The sequence below is a fragment of the Mycolicibacterium rutilum genome, assembly GCF_900108565.1.
GTDB lineage: Bacteria > Actinomycetota > Actinomycetes > Mycobacteriales > Mycobacteriaceae > Mycobacterium > Mycobacterium rutilum.
In genome coordinates this window covers 4864742-4881988 of sequence record NZ_LT629971.1, presented here as the reverse complement: position 1 = coordinate 4881988, position 17247 = coordinate 4864742, and the positions used below count along the sequence as shown (strand labels likewise).

19 protein-coding genes are annotated in these 17247 nt (G+C 68.8%); 14 read left to right on the top strand and 5 right to left on the bottom strand.

What is annotated here, in order from left to right; translation table 11 throughout:
* Positions 1 to 65: 65 nt before the first annotated feature.
* The 4 genes from rpsO to bla all read left to right on the top strand — a co-directional run bounded on the left by rpsO (position 66) and on the right by bla (position 5109).
* Complete coding sequence (rpsO, locus tag BLW81_RS23785) at positions 66 to 335, top strand: 30S ribosomal protein S15 (protein ID WP_067224957.1); 270 nt, start codon at positions 66 to 68, stop codon at positions 333 to 335.
* A gap of 294 nt (positions 336 to 629) precedes the next feature.
* On the top strand, positions 630 to 2885 hold the full coding sequence (locus tag BLW81_RS23780; protein ID WP_083409315.1) for a polyribonucleotide nucleotidyltransferase: 2256 nt from the start codon (positions 630 to 632) through the stop codon (positions 2883 to 2885).
* On the top strand, positions 2863 to 4203 hold the full coding sequence (locus BLW81_RS23775; RefSeq protein ID WP_083409314.1) for a M16 family metallopeptidase: 1341 nt from the start codon (positions 2863 to 2865) through the stop codon (positions 4201 to 4203). Before BLW81_RS23780 ends, BLW81_RS23775 begins: the two co-directional genes overlap by 23 nt.
* Before the next feature lie 18 nt (positions 4204 to 4221).
* Positions 4222 to 5109: a class A beta-lactamase gene (gene bla / locus BLW81_RS23770; RefSeq protein WP_083409313.1), complete on the top strand. Its 888-nt coding sequence runs from the start codon at positions 4222 to 4224 to the stop codon at positions 5107 to 5109.
* A gap of 214 nt (positions 5110 to 5323) precedes the next feature.
* Here bla and ald read toward each other — a convergent pair whose 3' ends face one another.
* Positions 5324 to 6439 (bottom strand): alanine dehydrogenase, encoded by a 1116-nt coding sequence (gene ald, locus BLW81_RS23765; RefSeq protein ID WP_083409312.1) that lies wholly within the window; start codon positions 6437 to 6439, stop codon positions 5324 to 5326.
* Positions 6440 to 6532: 93 nt separating this feature from the next.
* Here ald and BLW81_RS23760 point away from each other — a divergent pair, with 93 nt between their 5' ends.
* Positions 6533 to 7048: an HTH-type transcriptional regulator AldR gene (locus BLW81_RS23760; protein WP_083409311.1), complete on the top strand. Its 516-nt coding sequence runs from the start codon at positions 6533 to 6535 to the stop codon at positions 7046 to 7048.
* 1 nt (position 7049) lies between these two features.
* On the opposite strand, the gene BLW81_RS23755 is transcribed toward BLW81_RS23760, so the two are convergent.
* Positions 7050 to 7952, bottom strand: coding sequence for an NAD-dependent epimerase/dehydratase family protein (locus BLW81_RS23755; protein ID WP_083409310.1), 903 nt, complete (start codon positions 7950 to 7952; stop codon positions 7050 to 7052).
* Between the two features lie 59 nt (positions 7953 to 8011).
* Here BLW81_RS23755 and dapB point away from each other — a divergent pair, with 59 nt between their 5' ends.
* From dapB to BLW81_RS23735, 4 genes are read left to right on the top strand one after another with little or no spacing between them, the layout of a single operon-like run.
* Positions 8012 to 8746: a 4-hydroxy-tetrahydrodipicolinate reductase gene (dapB, locus tag BLW81_RS23750; protein ID WP_083409309.1), complete on the top strand. Its 735-nt coding sequence runs from the start codon at positions 8012 to 8014 to the stop codon at positions 8744 to 8746.
* The gene (locus tag BLW81_RS23745; RefSeq protein WP_083409308.1) at positions 8746 to 9210 is read left to right on the top strand and encodes a tetratricopeptide repeat protein; all 465 of its coding nucleotides are present in this window, start codon (positions 8746 to 8748) and stop codon (positions 9208 to 9210) included. The genes dapB and BLW81_RS23745 overlap by 1 nt, the downstream gene beginning before the upstream one ends.
* Positions 9207 to 9665: a flavodoxin family protein gene (locus tag BLW81_RS23740; protein WP_083409307.1), complete on the top strand. Its 459-nt coding sequence runs from the start codon at positions 9207 to 9209 to the stop codon at positions 9663 to 9665. The genes BLW81_RS23745 and BLW81_RS23740 overlap by 4 nt, the downstream gene beginning before the upstream one ends.
* A gap of 4 nt (positions 9666 to 9669) precedes the next feature.
* Positions 9670 to 10122: a hypothetical protein gene (locus tag BLW81_RS23735; protein WP_083409306.1), complete on the top strand. Its 453-nt coding sequence runs from the start codon at positions 9670 to 9672 to the stop codon at positions 10120 to 10122.
* Here BLW81_RS23735 and BLW81_RS23730 read toward each other — a convergent pair.
* Together BLW81_RS23730 and BLW81_RS23725 are read right to left on the bottom strand one after the other, a co-directional pair.
* Entirely contained in the window at positions 10116 to 11027 is a 912-nt protein-coding gene (locus tag BLW81_RS23730; protein ID WP_083409305.1) for an HpcH/HpaI aldolase/citrate lyase family protein, read from the bottom strand. The two genes, BLW81_RS23735 and BLW81_RS23730, sit on opposite strands and share 7 nt — an antisense overlap.
* Positions 11028 to 11073: 46 nt before the next feature.
* A complete protein-coding gene (locus tag BLW81_RS23725) occupies positions 11074 to 11814 on the bottom strand; it encodes a dienelactone hydrolase family protein (RefSeq protein ID WP_083409304.1) in 741 nt (246 codons plus the stop codon).
* Between the two features lie 43 nt (positions 11815 to 11857).
* Here BLW81_RS23725 and BLW81_RS23720 point away from each other — a divergent pair, with 43 nt between their 5' ends.
* The 4 genes from BLW81_RS23720 to BLW81_RS23705 are packed head-to-tail and all read left to right on the top strand — an operon-like array spanning position 11858 to position 15363.
* Complete coding sequence (locus BLW81_RS23720) at positions 11858 to 12658, top strand: thymidylate synthase (RefSeq protein WP_083409303.1); 801 nt, start codon at positions 11858 to 11860, stop codon at positions 12656 to 12658.
* The gene (locus BLW81_RS23715) at positions 12655 to 13146 is read left to right on the top strand and encodes a dihydrofolate reductase (RefSeq protein ID WP_083409302.1); all 492 of its coding nucleotides are present in this window, start codon (positions 12655 to 12657) and stop codon (positions 13144 to 13146) included. Before BLW81_RS23720 ends, BLW81_RS23715 begins: the two co-directional genes overlap by 4 nt.
* A 35-nt stretch (positions 13147 to 13181) precedes the next feature.
* Positions 13182 to 14399: a winged helix-turn-helix domain-containing protein gene (locus tag BLW81_RS23710; protein ID WP_083409301.1), complete on the top strand. Its 1218-nt coding sequence runs from the start codon at positions 13182 to 13184 to the stop codon at positions 14397 to 14399.
* A 19-nt stretch (positions 14400 to 14418) separates the two neighbouring features.
* Entirely contained in the window at positions 14419 to 15363 is a 945-nt protein-coding gene (locus BLW81_RS23705) for an RNA polymerase sigma factor (RefSeq protein WP_197680337.1), read from the top strand.
* 185 nt (positions 15364 to 15548) lie between these two features.
* On the opposite strand, the gene BLW81_RS23700 is transcribed toward BLW81_RS23705, so the two are convergent.
* Positions 15549 to 16446 (bottom strand): IS5 family transposase gene (locus BLW81_RS23700; RefSeq protein WP_407662274.1). Its coding sequence is split into 2 segments (ribosomal slippage): positions 15549 to 16101 and positions 16100 to 16446, totalling 900 coding nucleotides; the frame shifts between segments, so codons are not numbered across the junction.
* An 89-nt stretch (positions 16447 to 16535) separates the two neighbouring features.
* Here BLW81_RS23700 and BLW81_RS23695 point away from each other — a divergent pair.
* Positions 16536 to 17246, top strand: coding sequence for a GNAT family N-acetyltransferase (locus BLW81_RS23695; RefSeq protein ID WP_083409300.1), 711 nt, complete (start codon positions 16536 to 16538; stop codon positions 17244 to 17246).
* The last annotated feature ends 1 nt before the right edge of the window (position 17247 follow it).

Here is a 17247-nt window from a genome sequence, read left to right as displayed (position 1 = left end):
TGCTGCAGTTCGCGGCGGCCGCGCCGACAGATGTTCCCGCGGACTGAAATAGATGGAGTTGTTTCGTGGCGCTTACCGCCGAGCAGAAGAAGTCGATCCTTTCCGAGTACGGCCTGCACGACACTGACACCGGCTCGCCGGAGGCTCAGGTCGCGCTGCTGACCAAGCGGATCACCGACCTCACCGAGCACCTGAAGGTGCACAAGCACGATCACCATTCGCGGCGCGGCCTGCTGCTACTGGTCGGCCGTCGGCGCCGGCTGCTCAAGTACGTCGCCCAGGTCGACGTGCAGCGCTACCGCTCGCTGATCGAGCGGCTCGGCCTGCGCCGCTGACACCGTCCGGCGCGCGCAAGCGCGCCGGGATTTCGGTCGCGTACTCGCCGCAGAGTACGATGGACAAGTTCGATTGCCGATACGGCTCGGACGACCAGGGTGCGGTTCTCGCAGATCCGCGAACACCGCTCCCGCGCGTCATACCGGACCTGCCTGGGCGCACGGTCTTCGGTAGTGGCTGCCGGAACGATTGCCGACAGCTTCGATCGATGGCCGTAGCCATCGAGGCCCGTGGTTCGAACGCTGTGACGACGCAAAACAGAACAGTGAACCAGAGAGGCCATACGGACACCTATGTCTGTAGTTGAGATTGAAGACGGCGTGTACGAATCGACCGCCGTGATCGACAACGGGAGCTTCGGCACCCGCACCATCCGTTTCGAAACCGGCCGCCTCGCCCAGCAGGCCGCCGGCTCCGCCGTCGCCTACCTCGACGACGAGACGATGCTGCTGAGCGCGACGTCCGCCAGCAAGAACCCCAAAGACCATTTCGACTTCTTCCCGCTGACGGTCGACGTCGAGGAGCGCATGTACGCCGCGGGCCGCATCCCCGGCTCGTTCTTCCGCCGCGAGGGCCGCCCGTCCACCGACGCGATCCTGACCTGCCGGCTGATCGACCGCCCGCTGCGCCCGTCGTTCGTCGACGGCCTGCGCAACGAGATCCAGGTCGTGGTCACCGTGCTGAGCCTGGATCCCAAGGATCTGTACGACGTGCTCGCGATCAACGGCGCGTCGATGTCCACCCAGCTGGCCGGCCTGCCGTTCTCGGGTCCGATCGGCGGCGTGCGGGTCGCGCTGATCGACGGCACCTGGGTCGCGTTCCCGACCGTCGAGCAGCTCGAGCGCGCCGTGTTCGACATGGTCGTCGCGGGCCGCGTCCTCGAAGACGGTGACGTCGCGATCATGATGGTCGAGGCCGAGGCCACCGAGAACGTCGTCGAGCTCGTCGGCGCGGGTGCCCAGGCGCCGACCGAGGCCGTCGTGGCCGAGGGCCTCGAGGCCGCCAAGCCGTTCATCAAGGTGCTCGGTGAGGCGCAGCAGGAGCTCGCCGCCCGCGCCGCCAAGCCGGTCGGCGAGTACCCGGTGTTCCCCGACTACGGCGACGACGTCTACTACGCGGTCTCCTCGGTGGCCACCGACGCGCTGTCGGAGGCGCTGACCATCGCCGGCAAGACCGAGCGCAACGACCGCACCGACGAGATCAAGGCCGAGGTGCTCGAGCGGCTCGCCGAGCAGTACGCGGGCCGCGAGAAAGAGGTCGGCGCCGCGTTCCGCTCGCTGACCAAAAAGCTTGTGCGTCAGCGCATCCTGACCGACCACTTCCGCATCGACGGCCGCGGCATCACCGACATCCGCGCGCTGAGCGCCGAGGTCGCGGTCATCCCGCGTGCGCACGGCAGCGCGTTGTTCGAGCGCGGCGAGACCCAGATCCTGGGCGTCACCACGCTCGACATGATGAAGCTGGCCCAGCAGATCGACTCGCTGGGACCCGAGACGTCCAAGCGCTACATGCACCACTACAACTTCCCGCCGTACTCGACCGGTGAGACCGGCCGCGTCGGTTCGCCCAAGCGCCGCGAGATCGGCCACGGAGCGCTGGCCGAGCGTGCGCTGGTGCCGGTGCTGCCCAGCGTCGAGGAGTTCCCGTACGCGATCCGTCAGGTGTCGGAGGCGCTGAGCTCCAACGGTTCGACGTCGATGGGCTCGGTGTGCGCGTCGACGCTGGCGCTGCTGAACGCCGGTGTGCCGCTGAAGGCGCCGGTGGCCGGTATCGCGATGGGCCTGGTGTCCGACGACATCGAGGTTGACGGCAAGACCGAGCGCCGGTTCGTCGCGCTGACCGACATCCTCGGCGCCGAGGATGCCTTCGGCGACATGGACTTCAAGGTCGCAGGCACCAAGGAGTTCGTCACCGCGCTGCAGCTGGACACCAAGCTCGACGGCATTCCGTCGCAGGTGCTGGCCGGTGCGCTGTCGCAGGCCAAGGACGCCCGGCTGACCATCCTCGAGGTGATGGCCGAGGCGATCGACGGTCCCGACGAGATGAGCCCCTACGCGCCGCGGATCACCACGATCAAGGTGCCGGTGGACAAGATCGGCGAGGTGATCGGGCCGAAAGGCAAGATCATCAACCAGATCACCGAGGAGACGGGTGCCTCGATCTCGATCGAGGACGACGGCACCGTGTTCGTCGGCGCCACCGACGGGCCCTCGGCGCAGGCCGCGATCGACAAGATCAACGCGATCGCCAATCCGCAGCTGCCCAAGGTCGGTGAGCGGTTCCTCGGAACCGTGGTCAAGACAACCGATTTCGGTGCGTTCGTGTCGCTGCTGCCCGGTCGTGACGGGCTGGTGCACATCTCCAAGCTCGGCCGCGGCAAGCGGATCGCCAAGGTGGAGGACGTCGTCAAGGTCGGCGACAAGCTGCGCGTGGAGATCGCCGACATCGACAACCGCGGCAAGATCTCGCTGATCCTGGTCGACGAGGACGATGCTGCGGCCGCCACCTCGGAGACCGCACCGGCAGATGCCGCCGCGGCGAGCAGCTAGGGCGTTGCGCCGCGCCGAGCGCGGCACCGGATCCTCGGCCGGCGTGCGCCGCACCGTGCTTCCCGGCGGCCTGCGGGTCGTCACGGAGTATCTGCCGTCGGTGCACTCGGCGTCGGTCGGGGTATGGGTCAACGTCGGCTCGCGCGACGAGGGCCCCAGTGTCGCCGGCGCGGCGCATTTCCTCGAGCACCTGCTGTTCAAGTCGACGCCGACGCGCTCGGCGGTCGAGATCGCGCAGGCCGTCGACGCGGTCGGCGGTGAACTGAACGCGTTCACCGCCCGCGAGCACACCTGCTACTACGCCCACGTGCTCGACACCGACCTCGAGCTGGCCGTCGACCTGGTGGCCGACGTGGTGCTGCGCGGGCAGTGCGCGACCGACGACGTCGAGATCGAACGCGACGTGGTGCTCGAAGAGATTGCGATGCGCGACGACGACCCCGAGGACACCCTCGGCGACGTGTTCCTGTCGGCGATGTTCGGCAGCCATCCGGTGGGCCGGCCGGTGATCGGGAGCGCGGAGTCGATCTCGGCGATGACGCGCGGGCAGCTGCACTCCTTCCATGTGCGTCGCTACACCCCCGAGCGGATGGTTCTCGCGGTCGCGGGCAACATCGACCACGACGAGGTGGTCGCGTTGGCGCGCGAATACTTCGGTCCGCGTCTGGTGCGCGGGCGCACCCCGGTGTCGCCGCGCAAAGGGACGGGCCGGGTGAGCGGTCAGCCGACCCTGGAATTGGTCAGCCGGGACTCCGAGCAGACGCATCTGACGCTGGGGGTCCGCACCCCGGGACGCCACTGGGATCACCGGTGGGCGCTGTCGGTGCTCAACACCGCGCTCGGCGGCGGGCTGAGTTCGCGCCTCTTCCAGGAGATCCGGGAGACCCGCGGGCTGGCCTACTCGGTGTACTCGACGGTCGACACGTTCTCCGACACCGGCGCGCTGTCGGTCTACGCCGGTTGCCTGCCCGAGCGGTTCGACGAAGTGGTGCGGGTGACCACCGACGTGCTGCAGGCCGTGGCTCGTGACGGCATCACCGAAGCCGAATGGCGCATCGCGAAGGGTTCACTGCGCGGCGGGCTGGTGCTCGGCCTCGAGGACTCCGGCTCCCGGATGAACCGGATCGGCCGCAGCGAACTGCATTACGGCGAGCATCGCACCATCGAGCAGACCCTGGAGAAGATCGACGCGGTCACGCTCGACGAGGTCAACAGCGTCGCGCGCCGGCTGCTGACCCGTCCGTTCGGCGGCGCCGTCCTCGGTCCGCAAAGATCGAAAAGGTCGCTGCCCCAGCCGCTTCGAGCGATCGCGGGCTGATCGCCTAGGCTTGGCGCGATGACTGGACTGTCCCGGCGTCGCGTCCTGGCGGGCGGCCTTGCGCTCGCCGGCCTCGCGGCATGCCCGATCACCCCCGCCGTCGCCCAGCCCCAGGCTCCGCTCGATTCGCGGCTGCGTGATCTCGAGCGTGAGCACAACGCGCTCATCGGCGTCTTCGCGACCAACCTCGACAGCGGGCGCACCGTCGCGCACCGGGCGGCGGAGTCGTTCGCGATGTGCTCGACGTTCAAGGCCTACGCCGCCGCACGCGTGCTGCAGTTGGTGGAACGCGGCGGGCTGACCCTGGACCAGCGGGTGTTCATCGACGCCGCCGACATCCTGGCCAACTCGCCGCGCACCCAGACGCAGGTCGGCGGCGAGATGACCCTCGACGAGCTGTGCCAGGCCGCGGTGCAGGTCAGCGACAACGCCGCGGCCAACCTGCTGCTGCGGACTCTCGGTGGGCCGCAGGCGATCACCGCGTTCGCCCGCAGTATCGGCGACGAACGTTCGCGGCTGGACCGCTGGGAGCTCGAACTAAACGCCGCCGTTCCCGGGGACCCACGCGACACCACCTCGCCCGAGGCGATCGGTGGCGGATTCCGGGCGATCCTGACCGGGACGGTGCTGGCCGAGCCGCAGCGCCGGCTGCTGGAGCAATGGATGCGCGCCAACGAGACCTCGAGCATGCGGGCGGGGTTGCCGGACGGCTGGACGACCGCCGACAAGACCGGCAGCGGTGACTACGCCACCACCAACGACGTGGGTATCGCCTACGGCCCGAGCGGTGAGCGGCTGCTGCTGGCGCTGATGACGCGGACGGCGGGCGATGACGCCGACGCGCCGGGCCTTCGGCCGGTGATCGGGGAAGTGGCCGCGCTGCTGGTGCCGCAGCTGCTGGCCTGAGACACCAAGCGGCCCGGCCACCCCTCGTGGCCGGGCGCTTCTGGTGTGAGCGGCTGTCCCCCCACGCGCTCCTGGATCCCCCCCGGACTGTCCCTGAGCGCCAGCCGCTGGACCTAACGGTATGGCATCGAACACCCCGGAGGAATCGGGCAAAACCCTATGATTTCGGCCCGGCACCCTTAAGGGGCGCCGGGCCGAAACGCGGAGAAAAGCGCTAGACCAGCACGGATGCCGGATCGGTGAAGGGCAGCTCGAGATCACTGGCGACCTGCTCGGACAGCAGGGCGCCCTCGTGCGTCGACAGTCCCTTGGCCAGCGCGGCGTCGGCCTGGCACGCCGCGCGCCAGCCCCGGTCGGCCAGTTTCAGCACGTACGGCATGGTGGCGTTGGTCAGCGCGAACGTCGAGGTGCGCGGCACGGCGCCAGGCATGTTGGCGACGCAGTAGAAGATCGTGTCGTGCACGGCGAACGTCGGGTCGTCGTGGGTGGTGGGCCGGGAGTCCTCGAAGCAGCCACCCTGGTCGATGGCGATGTCGACGAGCACCGCCCCGGGCTTCATGTGGGCGACGGTCGAGTTGGTCACCAGCTTGGGCGCCTTGGCGCCGGGCACCAGCACCGCGCCGATCACCAGGTCGGCACGCTTGACCGCATCCTCGAGTTCGAGGATCGAGGAGTAGCGGGTCTCGATGCGCCCGCCGAATTCGGCGTCGACCTCGCGCAGCTTGTTGAGGCTGACGTCGAACACGGTGACGTGCGCGCCCATCCCGGCCGCGACCCGCGCGGCGTTGTAACCGGCCGTGCCGCCGCCGATGACGACGACGTCGGCGGGCGCCACCCCGGGCACCCCGCCCATCAGCACGCCGCGGCCGCCCTGGCTGCGCATCAGGTGATAGGCGCCGACCTGGGCCGACAGCCGGCCGGCCACCTCGCTCATCGGGGCCAGCAGCGGCAGGGCGCCATCGGCGGTCTGGACCGTCTCGTAGGCGATCGAGGTGGTCCCGGAGGCGAGCAGGGCGTCGGTGCACGGCTTGGATGCGGCCAGGTGCAGGTAGGTGAACAGGGTCTGGCCTTCGCGCATGCGGCCGTACTCGGCTTCGATCGGCTCCTTGACCTTCAGCAGCAGCTCGGCCTCGTCCCACACCTGGTCGGCGCTGTTGATGAGCTGCGCGCCTGCGCGCTTGAAGTCGGCGTCGGAGATCGACGAGCCGTCGCCCGCGCCGGACTGGATGATGACCTCGTGGCCGCGGTGCACCAACTCGGCGACCCCGGCAGGGGTGATGGCGACACGGAACTCGTTGTTCTTGATCTCGGTCGGGATGCCGACGCGCATGACCGCTCCTTGGCGTAGTGTTTGTTGCCATCAGTGTGAAAAACCTTCGATACAGTGGCAACAAATGTGTCGGAAATTCTCAGGAGAGCCGCTATGCCCGAAGCTTCTTCACGAACAGGCGTCGGTGCGACCGACCGGCCGAAGGATTTTCGGCCCGTCACCCTCGACGACGTGGACCGGCGCATCCTGACCGCCCTGCACCGCGACGCCCGGTTGTCCAACAACGCCCTGGCCGAACAGGTCGGAATCGCGGCCTCCACCTGCCACGGCCGGGTGCGCCGGCTTCAGGACCTCGGCGTCATCCGCGGCTTCTACACCGACATCGACCCGGCCGCGATCGGCTTGCCGTTGCAGGCGATGATCTCGGTCAGCCTGCAGTCCAACGCGCGCGGCAAGATCCACAGCTTCATCCAGCAGATCCGGCAGCGGCCGCAGGTGATGGACGTCTACTTCCTCGCCGGCGCCGACGACTTCATCCTGCACGTGGCGGCCCGCGACACCGATGACCTGCGGTCCTTCGTGGTCGAGAACCTCAATTCCGACGCCGACGTGGCAGGCACGCAGACATCGCTGATCTTCGAGCACATGCGCGGCGCGTCACCGCTGTAGCTCAGGCGTCGACCAGCTCCGGGTGGAACCGGACCGCCATGGCGCGCAACCCCTCTCGCCAATCCACGGTCGTAGCGGGGGCCACGGCGCGCAGCCGGGAGACGTCGACCGGGTTGCCGCGCAGCGCCTGCGGGTCGACCGCGAACACCGGCTTGCGGCCCACCAGCTCGCCGAGATGGTCGCACCACTGCTGCAGACTGATCGTCTGATCACCCGCCCAGTTCAGCGTCACCGCTGGAACATCCGCTGCGGCAAGCAGTTTGGGCACAGAGGCGACGATGTCCCGCTCGTGAATCGGGTTGTACAGCGCCGGCGCCCCAGGCGGCACCGGAATCAGTGTGCCCGCCAGAATCATCTCGAGATGGAAGAACGGCCAGCCGCCGTTGTCGCCGTAGGGCACGTTGAGCCGGGCGATCACCGTCGGCACGCCCAGAGCGCGGGCCAACGTCCGCACGACGGTCTCGCCGGCGATCTTGGAGATCGAATACGTCGGGAACAGATGCTTGTGATTGTCGCCGAGTGCGGTTGTCTCGGTGCGGGGTTCGTCGCCGGGCGGGTCGTAGACCGCCGCCGACGAACAGTGCAGGAACGCCGTCGCGTCGCGGCAGTGCGCCATCAGCAGACCGGCCGCTTCGGCGTTGGCCGCCAGATCCTTGTCCCATCGGCCGCTCTTGGCCACCGCGAAGTTCAGGACGTATTCGAAGTCCGAAGGCAGACCGGTGAACTCACCGCTCGCCATGTTGACGGGGTGGCACCGCACGCCGGCCTCACTCAACCGGTCGCGGGCGGCGGTGTCGGTGAACCGGGCGATACCCCACACCTCGTTGTCGGCGGCCAGTGCCTGTGCGACGGGAGCGGCGACCTGACCGGTGACACCGGTGACCAGAACTTTCGCGCCTTGCATGCGCCGATGGTAGGGGAGCGGATCATCGACCGGGGGCCGAAATCCCATAGGGTGACCGCATGCGAGTCGGAGTACTGGGCGCCAAGGGCAAGGTCGGCACGACGATGGTCGAGGCGGTCGAAGCCGCCGAAGATCTCACCTTCTCCGCCGGGGTCGACGCGGGCGATCCGCTGAGCCGGCTCGTCGACACCGGCACCGAGGCCGTCATCGACTTCACCCACCCCGACGTCGTGATGGGCAACCTCGAATTCCTCATCGACAACGGGATCCACGCCGTCGTCGGGACGACCGGGTTCACCGACGACCGGTTGGCGCAGGTCCGACGCTGGGTGGACGCCAAGCCCGGGGTGGCGGTGCTGATCGCGCCGAACTTCGCGATCGGCGCGGTGCTGTCCATGCACTTCGCGCGGCAGGCCGCCAAATACTTCGAGTCCGTCGAGGTGATCGAGCTGCACCACCCGCACAAGGCCGACGCACCGTCCGGGACGGCGACCCGCACGGCCCGGCTCATCGCCGAGGCGCGCAAAGACCTCCCGCCCAACCCCGACGCCACCTCGACCAGCCTCGACGGTGCCCGCGGCGCCGACGTCGACGGCATCCCGGTGCACTCGGTCCGCCTGGCCGGGCTCGTCGCGCACCAGGAGGTGCTGTTCGGTACGCAGGGCGAGACGCTGACCATCCGGCACGACAGCATCGACCGCACCTCGTTCGTGCCCGGCGTCCTGCTGGCGGTGCGGCGGGTTGCCGAACGGCCGGGCCTGACGATCGGCATCGAGCCCCTGCTCGAGCTCTAATGTCCGACGACGGGCGCGCGCTGCGCATCCAACTGCTGATCGGCTTCATGTGCGTGGCGCTGGTCGTGTACTTCCTGCTGCTCGGCCGGATCGCGATGGCGTTCATCGGGACCGGGGAACCGGCGGCCATCGGGCTCGGGCTGGCGCTGCTGGCGATGCCGCTGATCGGAGCGTGGGCGATGGTCAGCACGCTGCGCGCCGGGCTCGCCCACCAGCGGCTCGCCCGGATCGCCAAGGCCGACGGCATGGAACTCGACGTCAGCGAACTGCCGCGGATGGCGTCGGGCCGGATCCAGCGCGACGCCGCCGACGCGCTGTTCGTCAGCGTGCGCGAGGAACTGGAGCACGATCCCGACAACTGGCAGCGCTGGTACCGCCTGGCCCGCGCCTACGACTACGCCGGTGACCGGACCCGCGCCCGCGAGGCGATGAAGAAGGCCGTCGAGATGGAGGGCCGACGATGAGCCGGACCCTGCTGGTCGTTCACCACACGCCTTCGCCGGGCACCCGTGAACTGCTCGAGGCCGTCCTCGCCGGCGCGAAGGACCCCGACATCTCGGGTGTCGACGTGGTCGTGCGGCCCGCCCTGGCGGCGACGCTGCCCGACATGCTCGACGCCGACGGCTACCTGTTCGGCACCACCGCCAACTTCGGATACATGAGCGGGGCGCTGAAGCACTTCTTCGACACCGTCTACTACCCGAGCCTCGACCACGTCGCGGGGCGCCCGTACGGGTTGTGGGTGCACGGCAATAACGACACCGTGGGCGCCGTGGGCGCGGTAGAAAAGCTTGCGACGGGGCTGGCGCTGGCCAAGGCGGCCGACGTGCTGGACGTCGTCGGGGGTGTGGACGCCGGGGTGCGGGACCGCGCCTACGAGCTCGGCGGCACACTGGCCGCGACGCTGATGGAGGAGTGAGGACATGCCGGGGATAGCCGAAATCGCCTTGGGCGCTGCGCCGGTCGCGGGCGGAGCGCTGCTGGGAATGGCTGCGGGCAACCTGCGCGGTCCGGACTTTCGCGGGACGATCGCCAAGGATCTCGACCTGCTCGAGCGCATTCCCGACGACCGCCCCGAGCTCAAGGAGCGGTTGCGGGCCAGCATCGACGCGCGTATCGACGATCTGATCTCGACCACGGAGAAGAGCCGCGAACTGCGCATCGCGGCGATGTCGTATGAGGGCAATTGGCGCGACATCGTCGTGTTCGTGTGCGCGATCCTGTTCACCGTCGTCTGGTGGAACGTCAGCCACGACCGGACGAACTGGCTGGTCATGTTCGTCGTGTTGATCCTGCTGAGCGTCGTCGCGGGCATCTATGCCGCTCGCGGGGTGATCCGGTCGCTGCGGACGTTGTCGCGCAACCGATCTCAGTAGTGGTAGGTGTCCGACGGCGCCGGGATGTGCGCGGGGTCGTCGACGTCGTCGAACTCCGACACCTCGATGCCGTACGAGCGGGCCAGGTCGAGGATCTTGTTGGCCCGGGCGATGCGGGGGAGGTCCGAGCCGTTGCGGATCTCGCCGCCGTCGCGTTCGAACTCGGTGAAAAACTCCTTCGCCCAGGCGATTTCCTCGGGTGACGGCGACAGGCCCTCGTTGACCGTGGCGCACTGCTCCGGGGTCAGGCAGATCTTGCCGGTCATCCCGAACTCGGCGGAGACCGCGGTGGCCTCGCTGAGTTTGCGCGCGCTCGACCCGACTGTTGGGCCGTCGATCGCGCTGGGCAGGTGTGCGGCCTTGGCCGCGATGGTGAACCGCGATCGGGCGTAGGCCAGCGTGGTCGGGTTGTCCCCGAAGCCGGTGTCACGGCGGAAGTCGCCGATGCCGAACGCCAGCCGGAACGTGCCCTTCGTCGCGGCGATCTCGGTGATGCGCTCCAGCCCGCGCGCCGTCTCCACCAGCGCGACGATCGGAACGCCGGGCAGGCGTTTGGCGGTCTCGGTGACGTGGTCGACGGACTCCACCATCGCCAGCATGATCCCGCCGACCGAGGTCGTCTTGAGGGCGTCGAGATCGTCGGCCCACCAGGGTGTGCCGAAGCCGTTGACGCGCACCCAGTCGGTGTTGCCCTCGGCGAGCCAGCGCACCACGTTGTCGCGGGCGGCGAGCTTGTCCTTCGGCGCGACCGCATCCTCGATGTCGAGTACGACGATGTCCGCGCGGGAGCGCACCGCGGGGCCGAACCGTTCGTATTGAGCGCCGTTCACCAGCAGCCAGCTGCGGGCGAGTACGGGGTCGATGCGTTCGCCGACGTCACCGTGCTCGCCTTCGTGGTCCTCCATGCGCACATCGTCGCGTATCGACCCGCCCTCGCGCGCCGCGTCAGGGTCAATTGGGTAGCGCGGACTCGAAGAGCTCCTGCAGCGCGATCCAGTGCCGCTCGGCGGCCTCCTGGTCATACGGTGCGTTGTCAGGCACCGCGAAACCGTGCCCGGCGGGGTAGATCTCCACGGTGTGGGGGACGTTCGCCGCGGTCAGCGCCTTGTCAAGGGTCTCAGCGTGCTCGGCGGTGAAGCCGTGGTCGTCCTTGGCGCCTGCGACGTACACGGTTGCCTTCATGTGCTCGGCGAGCAGGTGCGGGCTGGTCGGCTCGTCGGTGACCAGCCCGCCGCCGTGGAACGAGCCGGCGGCGGCCACCCGGTCGGGAACCCGGCCGGCGACGATGACCGACGTGCGTCCGCCCATGCAGTAGCCGCACACGCCGAACGCGTCGCCCTTGACCTCGGGCCGGCCGGCGAGGAAGTCGAAGAACGCCTGCGCGTCGGAGGCCATCATGTCGGGCGTGATCGACGAGATCATCCCGAACAGGCGCTTGCGCTGCGCGGGTTCGGTGAACGCGGTCCGCATGTCGAACGGCTCCCAGTCGCCGTGGCGGTAGTACACGTCGGGCAGCAGCACCGCGTGGCCGAAGCCGGCCAGCCGCGCCGCCATCTCCTGGAACGTGTCGCGGACGCCGCCGGCGTCGACGTACATCACGACGCCGGTCCACGGACCGGTGCCGTTCGGGGTGTGCAGGGTGACGGGGCAGGAGCCGTCGGCGGTGTCGATGGTCGCGGTGATGCTCGGCATGGCTACAGTTATACTCGCCCCGGCTGGAAGTAAGCTGACCGACGTGCCGATCGACACGCCTTACGAGAACCTGCTGGCGTTGGTCCTCAAGGAAGGCACGCCCAAATGGGACCGCACCGGCACCGGCACCCGCAGCCTGTTCGGCCATCAGATGCGCTACGACCTGACCGCCGGGTTCCCGCTGATCACCACCAAGAAGGTGCACACCAAGTCGATCGTCTACGAACTGCTGTGGTTTCTGCGCGGCGACTCGAACGTGCGCTGGCTGCAGGAGCATGGCGTCACGATCTGGGATGAATGGGCCTCGCAGACAGGCGATCTCGGCCCCGTCTACGGCGTGCAGTGGCGGTCGTGGCCGACCCCGTCCGGTGAGCACATCGACCAGATCAGCAACGCCCTTCAGCTGCTCAAGGCGGATCCTGACTCGCGCCGCAACATCGTGTCGGCCTGGAACGTCGGCGAGATCCCGCAGATGGCGCTGCCGCCGTGCCACGCGTTCTTCCAGTTCTACGTCGCCGACGGCAGGCTGTCGTGTCAGCTCTACCAGCGCAGCGCCGACCTGTTCCTCGGCGTCCCGTTCAACATCGCCAGCTATGCGCTGCTGACCCACATGATGGCCGCGCAGGCGGGCCTGCAGGTCGGCGAGTTCATCTGGACCGGCGGTGACTGCCACATCTACAACAACCACGTCGAGCAGGTCGAGCTGCAGCTCACCCGCGACCCGCGGCCGTACCCGGAACTTGTTCTGGCACCCCGCGATTCGATCTTCGACTACACCTACGAAGACGTTCAGATCGTCAACTACGACCCGCACCCGGCGATCAAGGCGCCCGTGGCCGTATGACGACGCGACCCGAGGTCGCGCTGATCTGGGCCCAGTCGACCTCGGGGGTCATCGGCCGTGGCGGCGGCATCCCGTGGCGGCTGCCCGAGGACCAGACCCGGTTCAAGGAACTGACGCTGGGTCACGCGGTTCTGATGGGGCGGCTGACCTGGGAGTCGCTGCCCGCCAAGGTCCGCCCGCTGCCGGGCCGGCGCAACATCGTGCTCACCCATCGGTCGGACTACGTCGCCGACGGCGCGGAGGTGGTGACGTCGCTCGACGACGCGCTCGGCGTCGATCCGACCTGGGTGATCGGCGGAGCGCAGATCTATCAGGCGGCGCTGCCGGCCGCGACGCGGTGCGAGGTGACCGAGGTCGAGATCGACCTGCCCCGCGAAGACGCCGACGTGATGGCCCCGGTGCTCGACGAGTCGTGGTCCGGTGAGACAGGGGAGTGGCTCACCAGCACGTCCGGGCTCCGGTACCGGTTCCACAGCTACCGGCGGTAGCCCGGTTTGTCGGTGCCGTCCTGCAGGATGGGGGCGTGCCGACCAGACTCACGGCCGATCAAGCACGACGCGTCGCCGTCGCGGCGCAGGGATTCGCCGAGCCCAAGCCGCAGGGCCCGGTCACCCGCGCACACCTGCGCCGGCTGATCTCCCGGATCCAGGTGCTGCAGCTGGACTCGGTTTCGGTGTCGGTGCGCGCCCACTACGCGCCGGTGTTCAGCCGGCTCGGGCCCTACGACCGCGACGTATTAGACCGGTCGGCGTGGCGGCACTCGGCGCGCTCGCCAAGGATCCTCGTCGAATACTGGGCGCACGAGGCGGCGCTGATGGCCGTCGAGGACTGGCCGCTGCTGCGCTGGCGGATGCGTGAGTACACCCATGGTCGGTGGGGCAGGGAGATCGTCAAGAAGAACGCCAAGCTCGTCGACGACGTCGTCGCCGCGGTGAGCGAACTGGGCCCGTCGACGGCGGGGCAGATCGAGGCGTATCTCGGCGCCGAGCAGCGCGGCCGCAAAGGACCGTGGTGGGACCGCAGCGACACCAAATGGGTGACCGAGGCGCTGTTCGCGTCCGGGGTGCTCACAACGGCGACGCGGGTCGGTTTCGCGCGGCACTACGACCTGGCCGAACGGGTGCTGCCGGCGGAGGTGCTGGCGCGGGAGGTCGACGAGGCCGAGGCGGTGCGCGAACTGGTGCTGCGGGCGGCGGGGGCGCTGGGCCTGGCCACCGAGCAGGACCTGCGCGACTATTTCCGGTTGTCGCCCGCGCAGGCGAAACCGGCGATCGCCAAACTCGTCGCCGACGGCGCGCTCGAGCAGGTCGAGGTCGACGGCTGGAAGGGCCCGGTGTATCTGCGTGCGGGGCAGACGATTCCGCGGCGCGACCGCGGTACGGCGCTGCTGTGCCCGTTCGATCCGCTGATCTTCTTCCGGCCGCGGGTGGAGCGGTTGTTCGGGGGCTTCAAGTACCGCATCGAGATCTACACGCCGGCGCCGAAGCGTCAGTACGGGTATTACGTGTGGCCATTTCTGCTCGACGGTGAACTCGTCGGCCGGGTCGACCTCAAGGCCGACCGGACCAGCGACGCACTGCACGTCGTCGGCGCGTTCACCGAACCCGGTCAGAAACCGGCGCGGGTAGCCGAGGCGCTGACGGGTGAGCTGCGGTCGATGGCGTCCTGGCTGGGGCTGGCGGACGTCACGGTCGGCGACAACGGTGACCTGGCGCCGACCCTGCGCCGAGTTCACAGCTAGCGACCGTACGCTCGGGACGGTGCGCAGCGCGGTGGGCGAAACAGCGCCCGATGACGGCGATCTGGTGCGTGCCGCGCAGGCCGGCGACGGGCAGGCGCTCGCTGTGCTGCTGGCACGTCACCAGGCGTCGATGCGCGCGACCGCGATCGGCATGCTCGGTGCGGGCTTCGACGCAGACGACGCCGTCCAGGAGGCGTCCATCATCGCCGTCCGGCGACTTTCCGATCTGCGCGAACCCGAGAAGGTGGGGCCCTGGCTGCGGGCGGTCGTGCGCAACGCGGTCAAGATGCAGCTGCGAAGCAACAAGCCGGTGCCCGTCGACGACGTCGCCGCCCTGCACCCACCCGAGCTGACCCTCGATCCCGCAGCACTCCTGCACGACCATTGCCTGCGCGACTGGCTGTGGCACGCCATCGACGACCTGCCGGCCGAGGCGCGGCTGGTGACCCTGCTGCGGTATTTCACCGACGTGCGCTCGCTCTCCGACATCGCCGTCACCCTGGAGGTGCCGGTCGGCACCGTCAAGAGCCGGCTGCACCAGGCGCGGCGCACCCTGCACGCGTCGCTCCTGCGGACCGCGGAGGCCGCCCACCCCGACGTCGGCAAGCGCACCGAAGCGCGGCGCCGAGAAGCCGTGTCGACCCTGCGGGCCGCGGAAGCCGGTCAGTTCGCGGGCGCCCTGGCGGAGCACTGGAGCCCCGACGTCCGGGTGACCATGCCCACGGGACTGCAGACGCAGGGGTTCGGTTATCTGATCGGCGCGATGGAGCGCGACCTCAACAGCGGTGTGCGACAACGTCTTACCAACGTCATCGCCGGCACCGACGTGGTGGTCTGGGAGGCCGACTTCGTGAACCCTCCCGAAGATCCGCTGCACTGTCCGCCATCGCTGGCTTGGGTGATGTCGATCCGGCAGGAGCGCGTCGTTCAGCTACGAGTGGTGCATCCGCGCACCCGATCGTGATCGACATCTCACCGCCGGCACGCGATCCCGTCGAACGTTTCGCGCCGCACGCGCATCTGAGTCAGTGATGCACCCACCTGTGCGGGTGCCGTTACCGAGGAGGACGAGATGGCAGCTGACCGACTGACCGTGGCGATGACCGAGACCGCGGAAGCCGAGGTCATGTACCAATTCGAGACAGCGGCCTAGGGCGTGTCTGATAAATGTGGCAGCCAGAGGGTGATGGCCCGTAGGACTGCTGCGCCGCGGTAGACGACTGCGAGTTTGTCGTAGCGGGTCGCCAGGCCGCGCCACTGCTTGGTGGTGTTGAAGCCTCGTTCGATCACGTTGCGGCTCTTGTAGTCCGCGGTATCGAACGCTGGTGGCCGTCCACCGCGTGACCCTCGGCGTTGGCGGTGGGCGATCTGGTCGGACGGTTGTGGGATCACCGCGACGATCCCGCGACGACGCAGCTCAGCGCGGATGGCGCGACTCGAGTACGCCTTATCGCCGCGCACTCGGTCGGGTCGGGTTCGTGCCGAACCACCGCGGAGTCGGGGTACCCGCAGATGGGCCAGCAGGTGCTCGAAAACCGGCGCGTCGTTGGCCTGACCGGGCGAGACCAACACCACCAGCGGGCGTCCACGGCCGTCGACGAGATGATGAATCTTGCTGGTCAAACCCCCGCGAGAGCGGCCGATGCCGTGGTCAGGCGGCTCGATGCGCGGATTCGTGTAATTCGACCCAGCCCCCTGTGTGGCGAGTGAGGTTCGTGCCGTGTTGATGGGCGCGGGCGATCGTGGAGTCCACCGATACCGACCAGTCGATGATCCCGGCGGCGTGGGCTGCCGAGAGCAGTCGGGTCAGCACCGCGTCCCAGGTCCCATCAGCGCTCATCCGGCGATGCCAGGTCCAAATCGTCTGCCACGGTCCGAACGCCTCGGGAACATCACGCCAGGCGATTCCACACCGGTACCGGTAGATGATGCCTTCCACCATTGACCGAGCATCCCGAAAAGGCCTGCCTGGCTTACCCGTCGGAGCAGGTAGCAGGTCCTCGATCAACGACCACTGCTCATCGGAGAGCAACTGAAACCGTGACATCTCTCAAGCCTCAGGCATAACACCTGAAACCTTTGTCAGACACGCCCTAGTCGTCGACGACAGCGGCGCTGGGCATCAGCGCCACCCGGATGGGCGGCGGAGTGGTGCTGTCGGTGCGCAACGACGTAACCGGTTACTGGAGCAAGGCACTCGGGTTCGGGTTCACCGAACCCGTGACACCGGGCCTGATCGATCGCGTGATCGACTTCTACCGCGCCGAGCGCAGTCGCGGTGCGGTCGTGCAGATCGCGCCGGAGGTGCTACCGGACGACTGGCCGCGGATCTGCGAGCGCCACGGGTTCAAACCCGACGCCGAGATCTACAAACTGGGCTGCTCCGTCGACGACGTCCAACCGGGTCCGGTGCTGACCGCGCCCGACGCCCGGGTGGGACTGGTGGGTCCGGCCGACGCCGAGGCCTGGGCGACGGCGACGTTGCGCGGGTTCGGGATGCCCACCGACGGCTTGTCCGACATGATCACCGCGAGCGCGAAAGCAGGGGACACCCACCAGTTCGCGGCGTGGGTCGACGGCGAGATCGTGGCGACGGGCAACCTGCTCGTCCATGGTTCCATCGGCCTCTTGAACGCGGGAGCCACGCTTCCCGCCTTCCGGAACCGGGGTCTGCAGACCGCGCTCATCGCTGCGCGGATCGCCGCGGCGGCCGAGGCGGGATGCCGGTGGATCGTCGCCGAAGCCGAGAAACCGGCTGAGGGCGCCGACAACCCGTCGCTGAACAACCTGCGACGCGCCGGCTTGCGGCCGCTGTACGCGCGGCGGAACTGGGTGTGGTCCCCGTAAC